The sequence below is a fragment of the Azospirillum agricola genome (assembly GCF_020005195.1).
GTDB classification, from domain to species: Bacteria; Pseudomonadota; Alphaproteobacteria; order Azospirillales; family Azospirillaceae; genus Azospirillum; species Azospirillum agricola.
In genome coordinates this window covers 1-15,932 of record NZ_JAIFZR010000007.1, presented here as the reverse complement: position 1 = coordinate 15,932, position 15,932 = coordinate 1, and the positions used below count along the sequence as shown (strand labels likewise).

Sequence of the window (15,932 nt, the reverse complement as noted above, 5' to 3'; positions counted from 1 at the left end):
TTCATGATCACTACAGCGCCTTCGCGAAAGCGACAAAATCTCGAGTTAAAAAAGAAAATTAACAAGTAAAGACTCTCGAAATCTAAGTCTTTACGTAAGACAGGGGGACTTCCGTTGTCGATTTCATTTCCTCCATGGCGAACATTGACGAGACGTCCTGAAGCTCGATGCGCTCGATGAGCTTTCGATAAAAGGCGTCATAGGCCTTGATGTCCGGGATAACCACCCGAAGCAGATAATCGATTTCGCCGCTCAAGCGGTAGAGATCGACAACCTCCGGTATGTCGGCCACCACGCGGCGGAACTCCTCCAGCCATTCCGCCGAATGCTTGCTGGTTCGGACGGCCACGAAGACGGTCACGTCGACGTTCAGCTTCGCCCGATCCAACAGCGCCACGCGGCGACGGACATAGCCTTCCTGTTCAAGGCGTTGCACACGGCGCCAGCAGGGGGTGGCGGACAGGCCGACCTGCTTGCCGAGGTCGGCGAGCGACAGCGTCGCGTCAGCCTGAAGGGCGGCCAGGATCTTCCGGTCGGTGGCGTCGATGGTCATCGGGTCTGCTCGGGGCCTTCACGGTTGGGGCGGATGATTTTGCTCACCTAGCTGGGCTGGAGGAAAGCTTTTTCGCTTTGAGGATTTCGCGTGCACCCGCATGCCGCCTTCGCGGGCAGACCGCCCGGCCGTTGGGCAGGCGGGAATCGCCACCACGGGACACAGACAGGAAAGACCAGGATGACGACCGACACCATCGCCACGGACAAAGCCCCGGCCGCCGTCGGCCCCTACGCCCAGGCCCGCATCGCCGGGGGGCTGCTGTTCGTGTCCGGCCAGTTGCCGATCGACCCGGCCACCGGGGCCTTCGCGGGCCCGGACGCCCCCGCCCAGGCGGCGCGCAGCCTGACCAACATCGCGGCGATCGCCGAAGCCGCCGGAACCAGCCTGTCGAAGGCGGTGAAGACGACCGTCTACGTGACCGACCTCGGCCAGTTCAAGGCGGTGAACGAGGTCTACGCCGGCTTCTTCCAGGCGCCGTTCCCGGCCCGCTCGACCGTCGAGGTGTCGGCCCTGCCGCTCGGCGCGTCGGTCGAAATCGACGCCGTCATCGCGCTTTGAGGGTGACATGACCGCTTCCGCGCAGACCGTGCCGCTTCAACCCGGCGCCGGTTCGATCCGACAGCCGTTCCGCCTCGACTTCACCGCGCTGCCCGAGTCCAGCGGCCGCGACTGGACCCGGCGTGCGATCGAGCGGCTGGAGACCGAGGCGGCGCGGTCGCCCGACACGCCGCTGCTGACGCTCGACGTTCCGGAACTGTCCGGGATCGACATCTACCTGAAGGACGAATCGACCCACCCCACCGGCAGCCTGAAGCACCGCGTCGCGCGGTCGCTGCTGCTGTTCGCCATCTGCAACGGGCGGATCGGCGAGGGGACTCCGGTGATCGAGGCGTCGTCGGGGTCCACCGCCGTGTCGGAAGCCTATTTCGCCCGGCTGCTGGATCTGCCGTTCCACGCGGTGATGCCGCGCGGCACCTCGGACGAAAAGATCGCGGCCATCGAACTCCATGGCGGACGCTGCCATTTCGTCGAATCGCCCAAGGCCATCTACGCCGAGGCGGCGGGGCTGGCGGCCCGGCTCGGCGGCGTCTATCTCGACCAGTTCACCTACGCCGAGCGGGCGACCGACTGGCGGACCGACAACATCGCCCAGTCGATCCTCGGCCAGATGCGCGGCGAGCGCCATCCGGTGCCGGACTGGATCGTGATGAGCGCCGGCACCGGCGGCACCGCGGCCACCATCGGGCGCCACATCCGCTACCGCCACCTGCCCACCCGGCTGTGCGTTCCGGACGCCGAGCATTCGGTCTTCTACGACAGCTTCGTCCACCGCGACGCCGCCATCACCTGCGAGCGCGGGTCGCGGATCGAGGGCATCGGGCGCCCCCGCGTCGAACCGTCCTTCATCCCCGAGGTCGTCGACCAGATGATCAAGGTGCCCGACGTCGCGTCGCTGGCGGCGATGCGGGTGCTGTCGCGGCGGCTGGGCCGGATGGTCGGCGGGTCCACCGGGACCAACTTCTTCGGGCTGTGCTGGATCGCCGGACGGATGCGCGACGCCGGGCGGGCCGGTTCGCTGGTGACGCTGATCTGCGACTCCGGCGAGCGCTACCGCAACACCTACCACGACGACGCCTGGATGGGGCGGGCCGGTTTCGACACCGCCGCCGACGAGGCGCGGATCGAGGCCTTCCTTCGGGGCGGCCCGTCGCTCTGAATCAAAAAAGCCGTTGAAAACAAAAAAATCGCCACCGCAAGACACTTGGCAAGAACAGGAGCAATCACCGATGGACGAGTTTCGCACACTTCTGCGCAACGCGATGAAGAGCCGCGCGATGGTCTATGAAGCGGCCTTCGACGAAATGCGCAAGGAGATCGGCGAGGAGAAGGCCAGGGAGATCATGGCGCGCACCATCTATCGCCGGGGTGCGGCCATCGCCCACAACTTCGCGCCGCACGCCCCGTCCGATCTGGCCGGCCTGCGGGACTCCTTCCTGAAATTCATTCCCGACGCCGAGGTCCAGTTCGGCCCGGAAGTCGTGCGCTGCACCGACGAGGTGCTGGAGATCCGCTTCCACACCTGCCCCCTGAAGGAAGCCTGGCTGGAGGCCAACCTGCCGGCGGAGACGGTCGAGACGCTCTGCGAGCTCGCCGGCGCGGTCGACAAGGGCACCTTCGAGACCGCCGGCTTCGAGATCGAGGTCGATACCTGGAAGCCGGGCCGCAGCACCTGCTGCCACCTGACGATCACGCCGGGCGCCGCCGCCCCGGCCGCCGCGAACTGACCGTCCAGCCTCGCCGACAGGGGAATCGAATCATGAGGAAGCACGCCGTTCTCGGCGCCGTTCTGGGCGCCATGCTGGCCACCGGCACCGCCGTCCAGGCCACCGACCGCGAGATCGTCATCGGCTACCAGGCGCCGCTCAGCGGCGACCGCAGCCAGTATGGCGAGATGTTCCGCAACGCCGCCCAGATCAAGCTGGAGGCGTTCAACGCCTCGGGCAAGCTGGCCGGCGCCAAGGTCGCCATCGCCTTCGAGGACAGCAAGGACGATCCCAAGGAGGCGCGCAACATCGCGCACAAGTTCCTCGACAATTCCAAGATCGTCGGGGTGATCGGCGATTTCTCCTCCACCGTGTCAATGGCGGCGGGCGAGATCTACGCGGCGGAGAAGATGCCGCAACTCTCGCAGACCGCCTCGCACCCCGATTTCACCAAGCTCAGCCCCTGGCAGTTCCGCAACATCACCACCCAGGCCTTCGAAGGCCCGTACAACGCCGACTGGATCCTGGCGGCGGGCAAGAAGACGGCGGCGGTGATCTACATCCAGAACGACTGGGGAATCTCGGCGCTCGACGGCTTCGTCGGCGGCTTCAAGGCCAAGGGCGGCACGATCACCGCCACCGAGGCGTTCAACCCCGGCAACCGCGATTTTCGCTCCATCCTGACCAAGGTCGCCCGGCAGAAGCCGGACGTGATCTACCTCGCCATGTTCTACGAGGAGGGGGCCGCCTTCGCCCAGCAGCGCGAGCAGCTCGGCATCAAGATCCCGCTCTACGGCACCAGTTCCCTCTATTCGCCCAAGCTGATCGAGCTGGGGCGTGAATCGGTCGAGGGGCTGCACCTCGCCACCACCTTTACGCCCGACAACCCCGACCCGGCGGTGCAGACCTTCGTGAAGGAGTACGCCGCGCGCTTCAAGTCCGAGCCCGGCATGTTCGCCGCCCAGGCCTACGACGCGGTCGGCATCATGCTGGACGCCATCGCCAAGGCCGGCCCGTCGGTGACGCGCGAGAGCCTGCGCGACGCGCTGGCCGCGACCACCGGCTATCCCGGCGTGACCGGCGCCACCAGCTTCGACCCCGTCACCCGCGAGCCGACGAAGGCGCTGGCCAGGATGACGGTGAAGGACGGCCGCTTCCAGGTGGTCGCCGGCCCCTGACCGGCCCCTGACCGGCGAACCGCCGGGAAGCCCCGGCACGCCCCGAAGCCTTCCCGACCGCCCTCTCCGATCCGCTTTTCGGTGACACACGCCGTGGTGCGCGCTCCGCCGGAACCGGCGGGCGCGCTCCCCGAAGCCTGGAGCACGCCATGGTCTTCGATGTCTTCTTCCTTCAGCAGGTCATCAACGGCCTGTCCATCGGGTGCGTCTATGCCCTGATGGCGATCGGCTTCACGCTGATCTTCGGTGTCCTGAACGTCGTCAACTTCGCCCATGGCGAGGTCTACACCATCGGCGCCTTCGTCGGCCTGATGGTCATCACCGCGCTGGCCCCGCCGCTGCTGGCGGTGGTGCCGCTGGTGCTGGCGGTGGGGGCCGCCTCCGGCGTCGGGCTGGAGCGCCTCGCCTTCCGTCCCTTCCGCCGCTTCACCGACGAGGCCAGCCAGAAATCCCGCGCCATGCGCGAGGCGACGCTGCTCTCCTCCCTCGCCGTGTCGATCGTCGCGCGCGAGATCATGATGCACATCTTCGGCGGCGACATGCAGGGCATCCCGTCCGGCTACCTGCTGCAACAGCCGGTCGCCATCGGGCCGATCATGGTCGCCAGCGGCAGCCTGGTCATCTTCGCCACCTCCGCCGTCATGCTGGGCGCGTTGCAGTTCCTGCTCTACCGCACCCAGACCGGCCTCGGCATCCGCGCCGTGTCCAACAACCAGCTCGGCGCGCGCTACGTCGGCATCAACACCGACCGCACCATCGTCACCACCTTCGCCGTCGGCTCGATGCTGGGCGCCACGGCGGGAATCCTGGTCGGCCTCTACGACGGCGCGATCTCGCCGCACATGGGCTTCGCGCCGGGCGTGAAGGCCTTCGTCGCCATGGTGATGGGCGGCCTGTCGAGCATTCCGGGGGCGGTCGCCTGCGCCCTGCTGCTCGGCGTGTCGGAAAGCATCGCGACCGAGTTCCTGTCGAGCGGCTGGAAGGATCTGATCACCTACAGCCTTCTGGTCATCACGCTGGTCTTCTTCCCGCAAGGATTGTTCGGACATGGACGTGAACGTGCCTGACGCCCGGCTGATGCCGGACACCCTCGCGCCGCCCGCCGCGTTTTCCGGGCGGGGCCGGCGGTTCGCCTGGACGCTGCTTCTGCTGGCGGTCGCCTTCGGCGCCGTGCCCGCCGCGATCGTCGGGACCGGGTCCAGCTACCTCGCCCAGATCGCCATCACGACGATGATCTTCGTGATCCTGTCGGCCAGCCTGAACCATGTGACGGGCACCGCCGGGCTGCTGTCGATCGGCCACGCCGCCTTCTACGGCATCGGCGCCTACGCGGCGGCGCTGCTGTCCACCCGGCTCGGCCTGCCCTTCATCGTCACGCTGCCGGCGGCGGGGCTGATCGCCGCGCTGTTCGGTTTCCTGGTGGCGCTGCCGACCATGCGGCTGGTCAGCATCTATTTCGCCGTCGCCACGCTGGGCATCGGCGAGATGATCTACGTGATCCTGCTGAACTGGATCGATCTCACCCGCGGCCCGATGGGCATCCGCGGCATCCCGCCGATCGGGCTGCTCGGCTGGCAGGCCGACACGCTGCTCAGCCGCTATCTGGCGGTCGCGGTCATCGCCGTCGCCTGCGTCTGGGTGCTGCACCGGCTGACCCACTCCTACTACGGCAACGCGCTGCGGGCGCTGCGCGAGGACGACCAGTGCGCCGACAGCATGGGCATCAACGTCGAGCGGCTGAAGATCGAGTCCTTCGTCGTCGCCACCTTCTTCGCCGGCGTCGCCGGGGCGCTGCTGGCCCACACCTCCGCCTACATCGCGCCGGACAATTTCCGCTTCATGGAGTCGATCCTGATCCTGGCGATGGTGGTGGTCGGCGGGCTGGGCAGCCTTCCCGGCGCCGTCGTCGGCGCCCTGTTCATGATCGTCCTGCCGGAGGCGCTGCGCGACATCGGCGATTACCGCATGATCGCCGTCGGGGCGACCATGTTCCTGTCCATCCTGCTGCTGCCCAAGGGCATGCTGGCCGAAGGCACCGCGCTGGGTTTCGTCCGCCGCTCCTTCTCCCGCGGCTGGGCCACCATCGCCGGCGGCACGCCCGTCGGCTGGAAGTGAGGCGGATCATGAGCAACACGCTTCTGTCCATCCAGGGGCTGACCCGGCGTTTCGGCGGCCTGCTGGCGGTCAGCGACGTCAGCGCCACCATCGCCAAGGGCGAGCTGGTCGGGCTGATCGGCCCCAACGGCGCCGGCAAGACCACCCTGTTCAACCTGATCACCGGCTTCACCCCGCCGTCGGACGGCACCGTGACCTTCGACGGGCAGGACGTCACGGGCCGCAAGCCCTGGCAGATCGCCCGCATGGGCATGGGCCGCACCTTCCAGAACCTGCGCGTCTTCCCGAACATGACGGTGTTCGACAACGTGTCGGTCGGGGCGGTCGGCGCCTTCGGCCAGTCGCCCTGGCGGGCGCTGTTCAACGGCGGCGCCCACAGCCGCGCGGTCAGCGAGCGGAGCTGGGAGGCGCTGGAGCGCGTCGGGCTGACCGCCCAGGCGGGGGATATCGCCGCCAACCTGTCCTACGGCAAGCGCAAGTATCTGGAGATCGCCCGCGCCCTGGCGACCTCGCCCCGGCTGCTGATCCTCGACGAGCCGGCGGCGGGCCTGAACGACACCGAGACGGCGGAGCTGGCCGACTTCATCCGCCGCCTGCACGCGGGCGGCGTCACCGTGCTTCTGGTCGAGCACGACATGGGGCTGGTGATGGGAAGTTGCAGCCGCGTCATCGTCCTGGCCTCCGGCCGCAAGATCGCCGACGGCACGCCCGAGGCGGTGCAGCGCGACCCCGCCGTCCTCGAAGCCTATCTGGGAGTGGAAGACGATGCCGCTTGACGGAGCACAGCCCGCCGCCACCGCCGTCGCCGGGCGCCGCATCCTGGAGGTCCGCGACCTGACGGTGCGCATGGGGCCGCAGGAGATCCTGCGCGGCGTCTCGCTCGACGTCGCCGAGGGGGCGATCGTCGCCGTGCTGGGCGCCAACGGCGTGGGCAAGACCACGCTGATGCGCGCCTTGTCGGGCATCTACCGGACCAGCGGCGGCGCCACCGTCTTCGACGGCCAGGACATGACCGGCAGCCCCAGCCACGAGGTGGTGCGGCGGGGCCTCGCCCAGGCGCCGGAGGGACGGCAGATCTTCGGCACCATGACGGTGCGGGAGAACCTGCTGCTGGGGGGGCGGACGCTGCGCCACGACCGCGCCGCCCGGATGGAGCGGATGCTGGAGCTGTTCCCCCGCCTGCGCGAGCGGCTGGTCCAGAAGGCGGGATCGCTGTCGGGCGGCGAGCAGCAGATGCTGTGCATCGCCCGCGCCCTGATGTCGAAGCCCCGGCTGCTGCTGCTGGACGAGCCGTCGCTCGGCCTCGCGCCGATGGTGGTGAAGCAGATCTTCGACCTGCTGGTCCAGATCCGCGGCGAGGGCACCTCGATCCTGCTGGTGGAGCAGAACGCCCGCGCCGCGCTGCGCGTCGCCGATCACGCCTATGTCATGGAGGCAGGGAGGGTGACATTGTCGGGCAACGCCGCCGATCTGGCCGCCGACCCGCGCGTGCGGGCGGCCTATCTCGGCGGCTGACGGAGAAAGGACCGCAGCGATGACCACCGACACCGACAGCGCCACCGACACCACCACTGACAGCGCCACCGGCACCGGAAACAGCCCGGCCGCCGCTCCCCTCCCCATCCTGGAGCGGCGGCGCATCGAGGCGGCCTTCGCCAAGGCGCTCTACGACCAGCTCCTGCCCGAGATCGGGCGGGAGCGGGCGCGCGCCGTGCTCGCCCGCGCCATCGAGGCGATGGCCCGCGAGGCCGGCGCCGCCATGGCCGCGGAGGACCGCGCCACCCGTGGCACCGCCGACCTCGCCACCTTCCACGAACGGCTGGCCCTGTGGACCGCCGGGGACGCCCTGCGGCTGGAGGTGATCGAGAGCGCGCCCGACCGGCTGGGCTTCAACGTCACCCGCTGCCGCTACGCCGAAAGCTACCGCGCCATGGGCGTGGAGGAGATCGGCGACATCCTGTCCTGCAACCGGGACGGCGAGTTCATGTGCGGCTACCGGCCCGACGTCCGCTTCACCCGCACCCAGACCATCATGCAGGGCGCCAGCCACTGCGACTTCCGCTACAGCCTGCCGGCGGGCGGATCCCAGGAGTCTCCGGAATGACCATCCCCGCGAACGTCCGCCCGCATCCCGCCGCCGAGGCCCTGGCCCCGGAGATGCGGCAATGGCGGCATCATCTGCACGCCCATCCCGAAACCGCCTTCGAGGAGCATGAGACCGCCGCCTTCGTCGCCGACAAGCTGCGCGCCTTCGGGCTGGAGGTGGCGACGGGGCTGGGGCGCACCGGCGTGGTCGGCACGCTGAGGGGCCGCCGCCCCGGCGGCCGCGCCATCGCGCTGCGCGCCGACATGGACGCCCTGCACATCCACGAGACCAACGGCTTCGCCCACCGCTCGGTCAATCCGGGCCGGATGCACGCCTGCGGCCATGACGGCCACACCGCCATGCTGCTGGGGGCCGCGAAGATCCTGGCCGACGATCCCGACTTCGCCGGGACCCTGCGCGTCATCTTCCAGCCGGCGGAGGAGAACGAGGGCGGCGCCCGCGAGATGATCGCCGAGGGGCTGTTCGAGCGGTTCCCGGTGGAGGGCGTCTACGGCATGCACAACTGGCCGGGCCTGCCGCTGGGACGGATCGCGCTCCGGCCGGGACCGATGATGGGCAGCTACGACATCTTCGAGGTGATCGTCCACGGCAAGGGCAGCCACGCCGCCATGCCGCATCTGGGCCACGACCCGATGACCGCCGCCGGCCATCTGCTGACCACCCTGCAAACCATTCCGGGCCGCAGCCTGCATCCGCTTGACAGCGCGGTGGTCTCCACCACCTGGATCACCGGCGGCGACACCTGGAACGTCATCCCGGCGGAGGTCACGCTGCGCGGCACCGTCCGTGCCTTCAAGGAGGAGGTGCAGGACGTGGTCGAGGCGCGGCTGCGCGCGCTGGCCGAGCACACCGCCGCCGCCTTCGGCTGCACCGCCAGCGTGCGCTACGAGCGGCGCTACCCGGCGACCGTCAACAGCGCCGCCGAGACCGCGCTGTGCGCCCGCGTCGCCGCCGCGCTGGTCGGGGAGGAGAACATCGACCACGATCCGATGCCCTCCATGGGGGCGGAGGACTTCGCCTTCATGCTGAAGGAGCGGCCCGGCTGCTATGTCTGGCTCGGCAACGGGCCGACGGACGGCGGCTGCCTGCTCCACAACCCGGGCTACGATTTCAACGACGCCAACCTGGCCATCGGCGCCAGCTATTGGGTGGCGCTGGCGAAGACGCTGCTGGTGGAGGAGGAGACGCGATGAGCGCGCTTCTCAAACCGCTGCCGGATGCCCCGACGCCGGAGTCCCACTGGGCGGCGAGCGCCGTCGCCGGTCCCGAAACCGGCCCGCTGGACGGGGCGCTGCGGGTGGATGTGGCGGTGGTCGGGGCGGGCGTCACCGGCCTGTCCACGGCGATCCATCTGGCCGAGCGGGGCGTCCGCACGGCGGTGCTGGAGGCGCGCGAACCGGGCTTCGGCGGGTCGGGGCGCAACAACGGCCAGATCATCCCGACACTGTCGCGGCTCGATCCCGTCAACCTGACGGCGGCCTACGGCGAGGCGAAGGGGTCGGCGCTGGCCCGCATGGTTGGCGGAGCGGCGGCCTTGGTTTTCGACCTCGTCGAACGCCACCAGATGCGGTGCGACGCCGTGCAGAAAGGCTGGATTCAGCCGGCCCACCGGCCGGGCCGCATGGCGGCGGCGGAACGCCGGGTCGCCCAGTGGCAGGCGCTGGGAGCGGAGGTCGCCCTGCTCGACACGGCGCAGACGGAGCGGGCGCTGGGCACGCGCTTCTGGCACGGCGCCATGGTGGCCCCGACCGGCGGCCATGTGAACCCGCTGTCGCTGGCCCGCGAAATGGCGCGGGCCGCCATCGGGCTGGGCGTCGCCGTCCACGGCGACACCCCCGTCGCCGCCATCGACCGCATCGGATCCGCCTGGCGGCTGACCACGCCGCGGGGCTGCGTGACCGCCGACCGCGTCGTTCTGGCGACCAACGCCTACACCGACGATCTGTGGCCGGGGCTGCGCCGCTCCATCGTGCCGGTGCTGAACTTCCAGATGGCGACGGAACCTCTGCCCGCCGCCCTGCGCGCCAGCGTGCTGCCCTCCGACATGGCGTGCAGCGACACCCGCGGCGACCTGCATTTCTTCCGCTGGACCGCCGACAACCGGCTGGTTTCCGGCTGCACGCTGGTGCGGTCGGCGGATGCCGAACGGCGGGCGCGGGAGCGGACGCGCGCGCGCATCCGCCACGTCTTCCCCCAGGCCGGCGATCCGGCCATCGCGCGGAGCTGGAGCGGTCATCTGGCGATGACCGCCGATTTCCGGCCCCATTTCCACGAGCTGGCGCCGGGCGTGACCGGGGCGGTGGGCTACAACGGCCGCGGCATGGCGCTGGGCACCGCCGTGGGCCGGGAGCTGGCGCGTCACGCCATGGGAACGGGTGCGTCGGAGCTGGCCTTGCCCTTCACCCCGGTGAAGCCGCTGCCGTTCCATGATCTGGTGACGCGCTTCGCCCGGCTCTACATGCTGCATCTGCGCCGGCTGGACCGGACGGATTGAGGACGGGCGGCGGACAGGCCGGGCCTGCCCGCCGCGCCAGGTTCATGGTTCGCTGAACCTCACCGGCGCGCCTTCGGCGCCTCCGGCGGCGCGCGTCCGGACGGAGCTGCAAGCCTTCATGAGCGATGCCTACGCCGGCGAGACCCTGAAGGCCGTCACCGGCTGGGCACGCTATGCCAGACTGTTCACCTGCGACGACGAAACCGAAAGCTTCGCCTTCGATAAGGCGGGATGATGGCCGTCTCCGTGAAGAGCATGGACGAGACCGCCACGGGAAACCCGCCGCCTCACCTTGCGGGCTCCGCGCCGACGGACAGACCGCCGCGCTCGCGGCGCGGCAGCCGCCCGTTGAGGATGAGGGAGGCGATCAAGCCGATCAACAGGCCCCAGAACGCCCCGCCGATGCCGAGCAGCGTGATGTTCGCGGCGGACGCCAGGAAGGTGATCAGCGACGCCTCGCGGGTGGTCGGATCGGCCATCGCCCCCGCGAGGCTGCCGCCGATGGTGCCAAGCAGCGCCAGACCGGCGAGCGTGGTGATGAAGGTCGCGGGGAACGCCATGAAGACGGCGGCCAGCGTCACGCCGAACAGGCCGACCAGCACATAGAAGCAGCCCGCCGCAACCCCGGCGATCCAGCGCTTGGACGGGTCCTCGTGCGCCTCCTTGCCGGTGGCGATCGCCGCCGTGATGGCGGCGATGTTGAAGGCGTGGGAACCGAACGGGGCCATGACGAGTGAGCCGAGCCCCGTCACGGTCACGATGGGGTTGGCGCTGGTCGTGAAGCCGTCGTTCCGCAGGACCAGCATTCCCGGCATGTATTGGCCGGTCAGCGTGATCAGGAACAGCGGCAGCGCGACGGACAGCAGCGCGTTCAACGAAAATTCCGGCATGGTGAGGACCGGGGCCGCGAACTCCAGCCTCAGGCCCGACAGATCGACGCGGCCCTGCGTCAGCAGGAAGGCAAGCCCGAGCACCAGGATGCCGACGATCGCGTAACGGGCGGAGAAACGCTTCAGCGCGACATAGGCGACGATCAGCAGGCCGACCAGCAGCGGGTCGACGCTCGCACCGCCGAAGGCGCCGATGCCGAACTGGAGCAGGATGCCGGCGAGAAGGCCCGAGGCGATGCCGGACGGGATCAGGCGGATGACCTTCTCGAAACACCCCGACAGGCCCAGCGCGACGAAGGCGGCCGCCGAGATCATGTAGGCGCCGACCGCCTCCGCATGGGGAGTCGTCGCCAGCGCGGTGACGAGGAACGCCGCCGCCGGGGTCGACCAGGCGGTGATGATCGGCTCGCGATGGCGCCAGCTCAGGAACAGCCCCGTCAGTCCCACGCCGATGGACACCGACCAAACCCAGGAGGCCGTGAGTTCGGGGCTCAGGCCCGCGACCTTCGCCGCCTGAAAGACCAGGATGAAGGTGCCGCCGTAGTTGACGATGACGGAGATCAGCCCCGCCACGATGGGATGCGTGAGATCGCGGGGACGGATGGAACATGAACCGGAGGGCATGGTCGTCATGGGCTCCCTGGGGGTTTGCATGGCAAGAGCGATGGGTTGCCTTGACAACTACCCAATGAATGGCCGGATGCACCCATCCAATCCGGCAAGGTGATCCAGACCATTTCCCCAACCGTGCCCAGCCGGAATCCGGCGGCGTGGATTGCCCGTCCCGCCCACGCGGCGTTGCCGCTTCATGCCTGCCTCTCCCCGGCGGCGGTCACGGATTTACCGGACCTCCTCCCGGAGGTCCGCAAGCCACCGGAGCCACGCGGCCGGAACGCCGCGTGGGCCGATGTCAGGCCAGCCCGCGGTTGCGGGCTTCGAGCGCCGCCTCGGCGCGGGAGGAGATGTTGAGCTTGCTGTAGATGGCCTTCACGTGGCTGGCGACCGTGTGTTCGCTGAGCTTCAGCACCCCCGCCACCTCGCCGGAGCGCAGGCCGCGCCCGAGCAGCGCCAGCACGTCGCGCTCCCGCGGAGTCAGCGTGTCCGGCGGCGGGAGAGGTGGGGCAGGGGAAGGCTGGACGGGCGGCGAGGCGGGCAGGGCGGGGGCCTGCCGGCGGAAATGCTCCAGAATCCGGCGTGACAGGGACGGGGACAGCGGCGGCTCGCCGGCCTGGATTCGGCGCAGGTAATCCACCATCACCGTGGCGCTGCAATCCTTCAGAAGATAGCCGGCGGCCCCGGCGGCGATGGCGTCGAACAGATGCGTGTCGTCGTCGTAGATGGAGGTCACCACCGGCAGCGCCGCCCAGCCGTCCCGGCAGGTGCCGCCTTGGGCGCTTCCCTGGGTGCCGCCGGCCAGGAGCCGGATGATTTCGATCCCCGACCCGTCGGGCAGGCCGAGGTCGATCAGCGCGATCAGGCTGCCGCCGGGCTCGGCATCCGCCCATCCGGCCAGCCATGCCCGGGCCGAGGCCACGTCGGCGGCGGTGGCGACGGGAATGTCGCCGAAGGCGTCGCGCAGGCAATCGACCAGCCACGGACGGGTGCCGGCGTCGTCCTCCACCACCAGGCCGGTCAGGGGCGGCGCCGGCCCGTCGGCGGAAAAGGGTGTTGCGGACAGGCTCACGGAACGCCGCCGGTCCCCTCGGCCGCCACGGCCAGAGGCAGCGGCAGCGGCAGCGGCAGCGAGAGCTCCATGCGCGTTCCCTTCTCCGTCGCGGTGATGTCCAGGCGCCCGCCCAGATCGGCGGCGCGGGCCGCCATGTTCCCCAGCCCGAATCCCCGTCCCTGACCGGCGGCGCGGGCCGGGTCGAACCCCGCTCCGTCATCGGCGACCGCCAGCGCCAGGGTGCCTCCGGCGACGCCGGCGGAAACGGCCAGCGAGGTGGCGCCCGCGTGGCGGATGGCGTTGCTCACCGCCTCCCGCAGCGTGGCGGTCAGGGTGCGGCAGATGGCGTAATCCACCGGGAGCCCCTCCGCCGGGTCCGCCTCGGCGGCGACCGGCCAATGCAGCGCGATGCCCGTGCCCTCCAGCCGCTGCGCCGTCTCGTGGCGCAGGTCGCCCAGCACCTGGCCGAGCGGCAGCCGCTCCCCGCTCAGGCCTCGGACGATGGTGCGGACGTCGGCCATCGCCTCGCGCACCATGCCATGGGACCGGTCGAGGTCGGACTGGTGCATGGCCGACAGCAGCCGCGCGCCCAGATCGTCGTGCAGGTCGCGGGCGATCCGCTGCCGCTCGGCGGCGGCCCCCCGGACATAGGCCTCGCGTCCGCTTTCCGCACGCGCCATCAGCTCGCACAGCCGCGTGGCCGTCGAAAGCTGCGCCGGGGTGAACAGCCCGCGCCCGCCCCACGGGTAGCGCAGCCGCAGGCCCGGCGCCCCGGCGGTGGGCGGCAGCTCCAGCATCAGACCGTCCTGCCCGACCGAGGGACGGGACGGAGGGGTGCCGAAGGGCTCCATCTCCAGGGGATCGAACAGGCGGCGCAGCAGCCCGGTCCAGGCGGCGGCGCGCTGTTCGGCGGTGGCGGTGAAGGCGACCTCCATCACCACGTCGAACAGCTCGTCGTCGGGAATGGTGCGCCGGCCCACCAGCCGCCGCATCAGCAGGTCGCGCAGGGGCAGATAGAGGAAGCCGACCGCCAGCAGCGACAGGCCGAGCGCCAGATTCTGGTCGAACTGCAACGTCGCCACCAGCGCCATGTCCAGCAGCAGCAGCGCCACCAGCCCCAGGGCGGCCAGCATCACCCGGAACGCCCAGTCGCCCAGTTCGAACAGCCGGTAGCGCCGCAGCCCCAGAGTCAGGCCGGCGTGGATCAGCAGGAAGAAGCCGAACGCATAGCCCTGGGGGATCGGCGCCGTCAGCCCGGTCAGCAGCGGCACCGACATCAGCGTGACGAAGGCCCCGGCCCCCACCGTCACCGACAGGCCCAGCCAGGACAAGGCGGCGCGGCCGACCGGATCGCGGCGGGTCGCCCACCATTGCGCCCCGATGGCGCCGACGATGCACAGCATCTCCAGCAAGGTCGGCAGATGCGCGCCATCGCCGTGCCCCTCGGGCAGCCGCAGCAGATGGGCCAGCAGCCACACGCCGAACACCGCGAAGGGCAGCGCGAGCACCGCCGGTCCGGCGATGCGGCGCGGGTAGCTGAGGAAGACGCCGATCATCGCCGCGCCGAAGGTCATGGCCCCCGCGGCGTTGAGATCCGACAGCGCGCGGAACAGGGAACCGTCCAACGCCAGCTCGCGGGTGCTGTAGATGGCGGCGGGCAGGGTGAAACCCAGCATGGACAGCCCCACCAGCGCGAACAGCCGCGCCCCCCGGTCGTTCGGCCGGAGCGCCCACACCCAGCAGCTCATCAGCAGGCCGATCACGCCCACCGCCGCCTGGAACCAGAAGACGGCGGGAAGATCGCCCAGCCCGCGCCGCTCCTCCAGCGTCACCACCACATGGCGTTCGGCGCCGGTTCCGTCGCGCAGCAGCAGGACCACCGGCCCCTGCCGCAGCAAGGCCGCGTAGACGCTCTGCCGGCCGAAGAAATCGGCGAGGACCGCGTAGGTGGGAAGGGCGTCCGGTTCCGGGATCAGATCGTCGGCGGTCAGGGGATGCAGCGGCCCGGCGCCCGCGCCGCCGTCCGCCGGGGCGGAGCCGATGGCCAGCAGCCGCAGCGGGACCGGCGGTTCCCGGCCGAAGGCGGCGGCGACCGCCGCCGCGCTGCGGCCATGCGCCGGATCGAGGATCACGCTGCCGTCGTCGCCGGCGTGCAGCGACAGCCCCAGCGACGGCTGAAGGACGGCGAGACCCGTGGCGGATGCCGCGCACAGCAGGGCGAACAGGGTTGCCACGACCATCATCGCAACCGGGCTGCCCCAACGGCGCACCATCCTCGCCCCTCGCGTGTTGGTTAAAACTTTCTATGCCAAAGGATACCGCATCGCATCATTTCTCCATCACGAAATCGCCTTGCCCATTGCTACATCTTGCCGCTTTGACGCAAAGGGCATCCCCTGTTCCGGGGATACAGCCACTGGTGGTTGCCATGATAAGCCCGGCCCAATGGATCAACGCAAAGGGACGGCGCCACCGCCGTCGGCTGGGGGAGTATTGGGCATGGCATCATTGTTGCGCAGCGGTCTGATGGCGGGTGTGTTCCTGACCTCGGTGGCGAACGGGTCGGACGCGCTGGCGCAGACCTCGGCCACCGTCACCCGCCCGGACGGCACGAAGATCGAGACCGCGATCTTCGGCCCCACCTCGATGCGCATCACCGTCA

At 70.1% G+C, this 15,932-nt stretch carries 15 protein-coding genes; 11 read left to right on the top strand and 4 right to left on the bottom strand.

The features are described 5' to 3' along the window. Nucleotides 1-82: 82 nt before the first annotated feature. The gene (locus JN22_RS30185; RefSeq protein WP_137143125.1) at nt 83-553 is read right to left on the bottom strand and encodes an Lrp/AsnC family transcriptional regulator; all 471 of its coding nucleotides are present in this window, start codon (nt 551-553) and stop codon (nt 83-85) included. Nucleotides 554-733: 180 nt separating this feature from the next. Between JN22_RS30185 and JN22_RS30180 the strand changes: the two genes are divergently transcribed. From JN22_RS30180 to JN22_RS30130, 11 genes are all read left to right on the top strand, one after another. Continuing rightward, on the top strand, nt 734-1,114 hold the full coding sequence (locus JN22_RS30180) for a Rid family detoxifying hydrolase (RefSeq protein WP_085557627.1): 381 nt from the start codon (nt 734-736) through the stop codon (nt 1,112-1,114). A 7-nt stretch (nt 1,115-1,121) separates the two neighbouring features. Further along, entirely contained in the window at nt 1,122-2,273 is a 1,152-nt protein-coding gene (locus JN22_RS30175) for a PLP-dependent cysteine synthase family protein (RefSeq protein ID WP_085557626.1), read from the top strand. Between the two features lie 70 nt (nt 2,274-2,343). Continuing rightward, nucleotides 2,344-2,841, top strand: coding sequence for an L-2-amino-thiazoline-4-carboxylic acid hydrolase (locus tag JN22_RS30170; protein WP_085557625.1), 498 nt, complete (start codon nt 2,344-2,346; stop codon nt 2,839-2,841). A gap of 32 nt (nt 2,842-2,873) precedes the next feature. After that, nucleotides 2,874-3,998, top strand: a complete 1,125-nt coding sequence (locus JN22_RS30165) for an ABC transporter substrate-binding protein (RefSeq protein ID WP_085557624.1) — start codon at nt 2,874-2,876, stop codon at nt 3,996-3,998. Between the two features lie 149 nt (nt 3,999-4,147). After that, the gene (locus JN22_RS30160) at nt 4,148-5,065 is read left to right on the top strand and encodes a branched-chain amino acid ABC transporter permease (protein ID WP_085557623.1); all 918 of its coding nucleotides are present in this window, start codon (nt 4,148-4,150) and stop codon (nt 5,063-5,065) included. Further along, on the top strand, nt 5,046-6,113 hold the full coding sequence (locus tag JN22_RS30155; RefSeq protein ID WP_085557622.1) for a branched-chain amino acid ABC transporter permease: 1,068 nt from the start codon (nt 5,046-5,048) through the stop codon (nt 6,111-6,113). Before JN22_RS30160 ends, JN22_RS30155 begins: the two co-directional genes overlap by 20 nt. An 8-nt stretch (nt 6,114-6,121) precedes the next feature. Beyond that, on the top strand, nt 6,122-6,889 hold the full coding sequence (locus JN22_RS30150) for an ABC transporter ATP-binding protein (RefSeq protein ID WP_085557621.1): 768 nt from the start codon (nt 6,122-6,124) through the stop codon (nt 6,887-6,889). Then, nucleotides 6,879-7,628, top strand: a complete 750-nt coding sequence (locus JN22_RS30145; protein WP_085557620.1) for an ABC transporter ATP-binding protein — start codon at nt 6,879-6,881, stop codon at nt 7,626-7,628. The genes JN22_RS30150 and JN22_RS30145 overlap by 11 nt, the downstream gene beginning before the upstream one ends. A gap of 19 nt (nt 7,629-7,647) precedes the next feature. Further along, the gene (locus tag JN22_RS30140) at nt 7,648-8,217 is read left to right on the top strand and encodes an L-2-amino-thiazoline-4-carboxylic acid hydrolase (RefSeq protein WP_085557619.1); all 570 of its coding nucleotides are present in this window, start codon (nt 7,648-7,650) and stop codon (nt 8,215-8,217) included. Beyond that, the gene (locus tag JN22_RS30135; protein ID WP_085557618.1) at nt 8,214-9,413 is read left to right on the top strand and encodes a M20 aminoacylase family protein; all 1,200 of its coding nucleotides are present in this window, start codon (nt 8,214-8,216) and stop codon (nt 9,411-9,413) included. Before JN22_RS30140 ends, JN22_RS30135 begins: the two co-directional genes overlap by 4 nt. Then, nucleotides 9,410-10,714, top strand: coding sequence for an NAD(P)/FAD-dependent oxidoreductase (locus JN22_RS30130; RefSeq protein WP_085557617.1), 1,305 nt, complete (start codon nt 9,410-9,412; stop codon nt 10,712-10,714). The genes JN22_RS30135 and JN22_RS30130 overlap by 4 nt, the downstream gene beginning before the upstream one ends. Nucleotides 10,715-11,001: 287 nt before the next feature. Here JN22_RS30130 and JN22_RS30125 read toward each other — a convergent pair whose 3' ends face one another. The 3 genes from JN22_RS30125 to JN22_RS30115 all read right to left on the bottom strand — a co-directional run bounded on the left by JN22_RS30125 (nt 11,002) and on the right by JN22_RS30115 (nt 15,543). Further along, complete coding sequence (locus JN22_RS30125) at nt 11,002-12,177, bottom strand: benzoate/H(+) symporter BenE family transporter (RefSeq protein WP_449658118.1); 1,176 nt, start codon at nt 12,175-12,177, stop codon at nt 11,002-11,004. 337 nt (nt 12,178-12,514) lie between these two features. After that, nucleotides 12,515-13,288, bottom strand: a complete 774-nt coding sequence (locus JN22_RS30120; protein ID WP_223677981.1) for a response regulator transcription factor — start codon at nt 13,286-13,288, stop codon at nt 12,515-12,517. Next, nucleotides 13,285-15,543: a sensor histidine kinase gene (locus tag JN22_RS30115; RefSeq protein ID WP_143268884.1), complete on the bottom strand. Its 2,259-nt coding sequence runs from the start codon at nt 15,541-15,543 to the stop codon at nt 13,285-13,287. The genes JN22_RS30120 and JN22_RS30115 overlap by 4 nt, the downstream gene beginning before the upstream one ends. Nucleotides 15,544-15,932: the final 389 nt, after the last annotated feature.

Bases quoted from the DNA above. Each gene is read 5' to 3' on its own strand.
- JN22_RS30180 (WP_085557627.1), top strand. From the start codon at position 734: ATGACGACCGACACCATCGCCACGGACAAAGCCCCGGCCGCCGTCGGC.
- JN22_RS30140 (WP_085557619.1), top strand. From the start codon at position 7,648: ATGACCACCGACACCGACAGCGCCACCGACACCACCACTGACAGCGCC.
- JN22_RS30115 (WP_143268884.1), bottom strand. From the start codon at position 15,543: ATGGTGCGCCGTTGGGGCAGCCCGGTTGCGATGATGGTCGTGGCAACC.
- JN22_RS30185 (WP_137143125.1), bottom strand. From the start codon at position 553: ATGACCATCGACGCCACCGACCGGAAGATCCTGGCCGCCCTTCAGGCT.
- JN22_RS30175 (WP_085557626.1), top strand. From the start codon at position 1,122: ATGACCGCTTCCGCGCAGACCGTGCCGCTTCAACCCGGCGCCGGTTCG.
- JN22_RS30150 (WP_085557621.1), top strand. From the start codon at position 6,122: ATGAGCAACACGCTTCTGTCCATCCAGGGGCTGACCCGGCGTTTCGGC.
- JN22_RS30165 (WP_085557624.1), top strand. From the start codon at position 2,874: ATGAGGAAGCACGCCGTTCTCGGCGCCGTTCTGGGCGCCATGCTGGCC.
- JN22_RS30145 (WP_085557620.1), top strand. From the start codon at position 6,879: ATGCCGCTTGACGGAGCACAGCCCGCCGCCACCGCCGTCGCCGGGCGC.
- JN22_RS30135 (WP_085557618.1), top strand. From the start codon at position 8,214: ATGACCATCCCCGCGAACGTCCGCCCGCATCCCGCCGCCGAGGCCCTG.
- JN22_RS30170 (WP_085557625.1), top strand. From the start codon at position 2,344: ATGGACGAGTTTCGCACACTTCTGCGCAACGCGATGAAGAGCCGCGCG.
- JN22_RS30155 (WP_085557622.1), top strand. From the start codon at position 5,046: ATGGACGTGAACGTGCCTGACGCCCGGCTGATGCCGGACACCCTCGCG.
- JN22_RS30160 (WP_085557623.1), top strand. From the start codon at position 4,148: ATGGTCTTCGATGTCTTCTTCCTTCAGCAGGTCATCAACGGCCTGTCC.
- JN22_RS30130 (WP_085557617.1), top strand. From the start codon at position 9,410: ATGAGCGCGCTTCTCAAACCGCTGCCGGATGCCCCGACGCCGGAGTCC.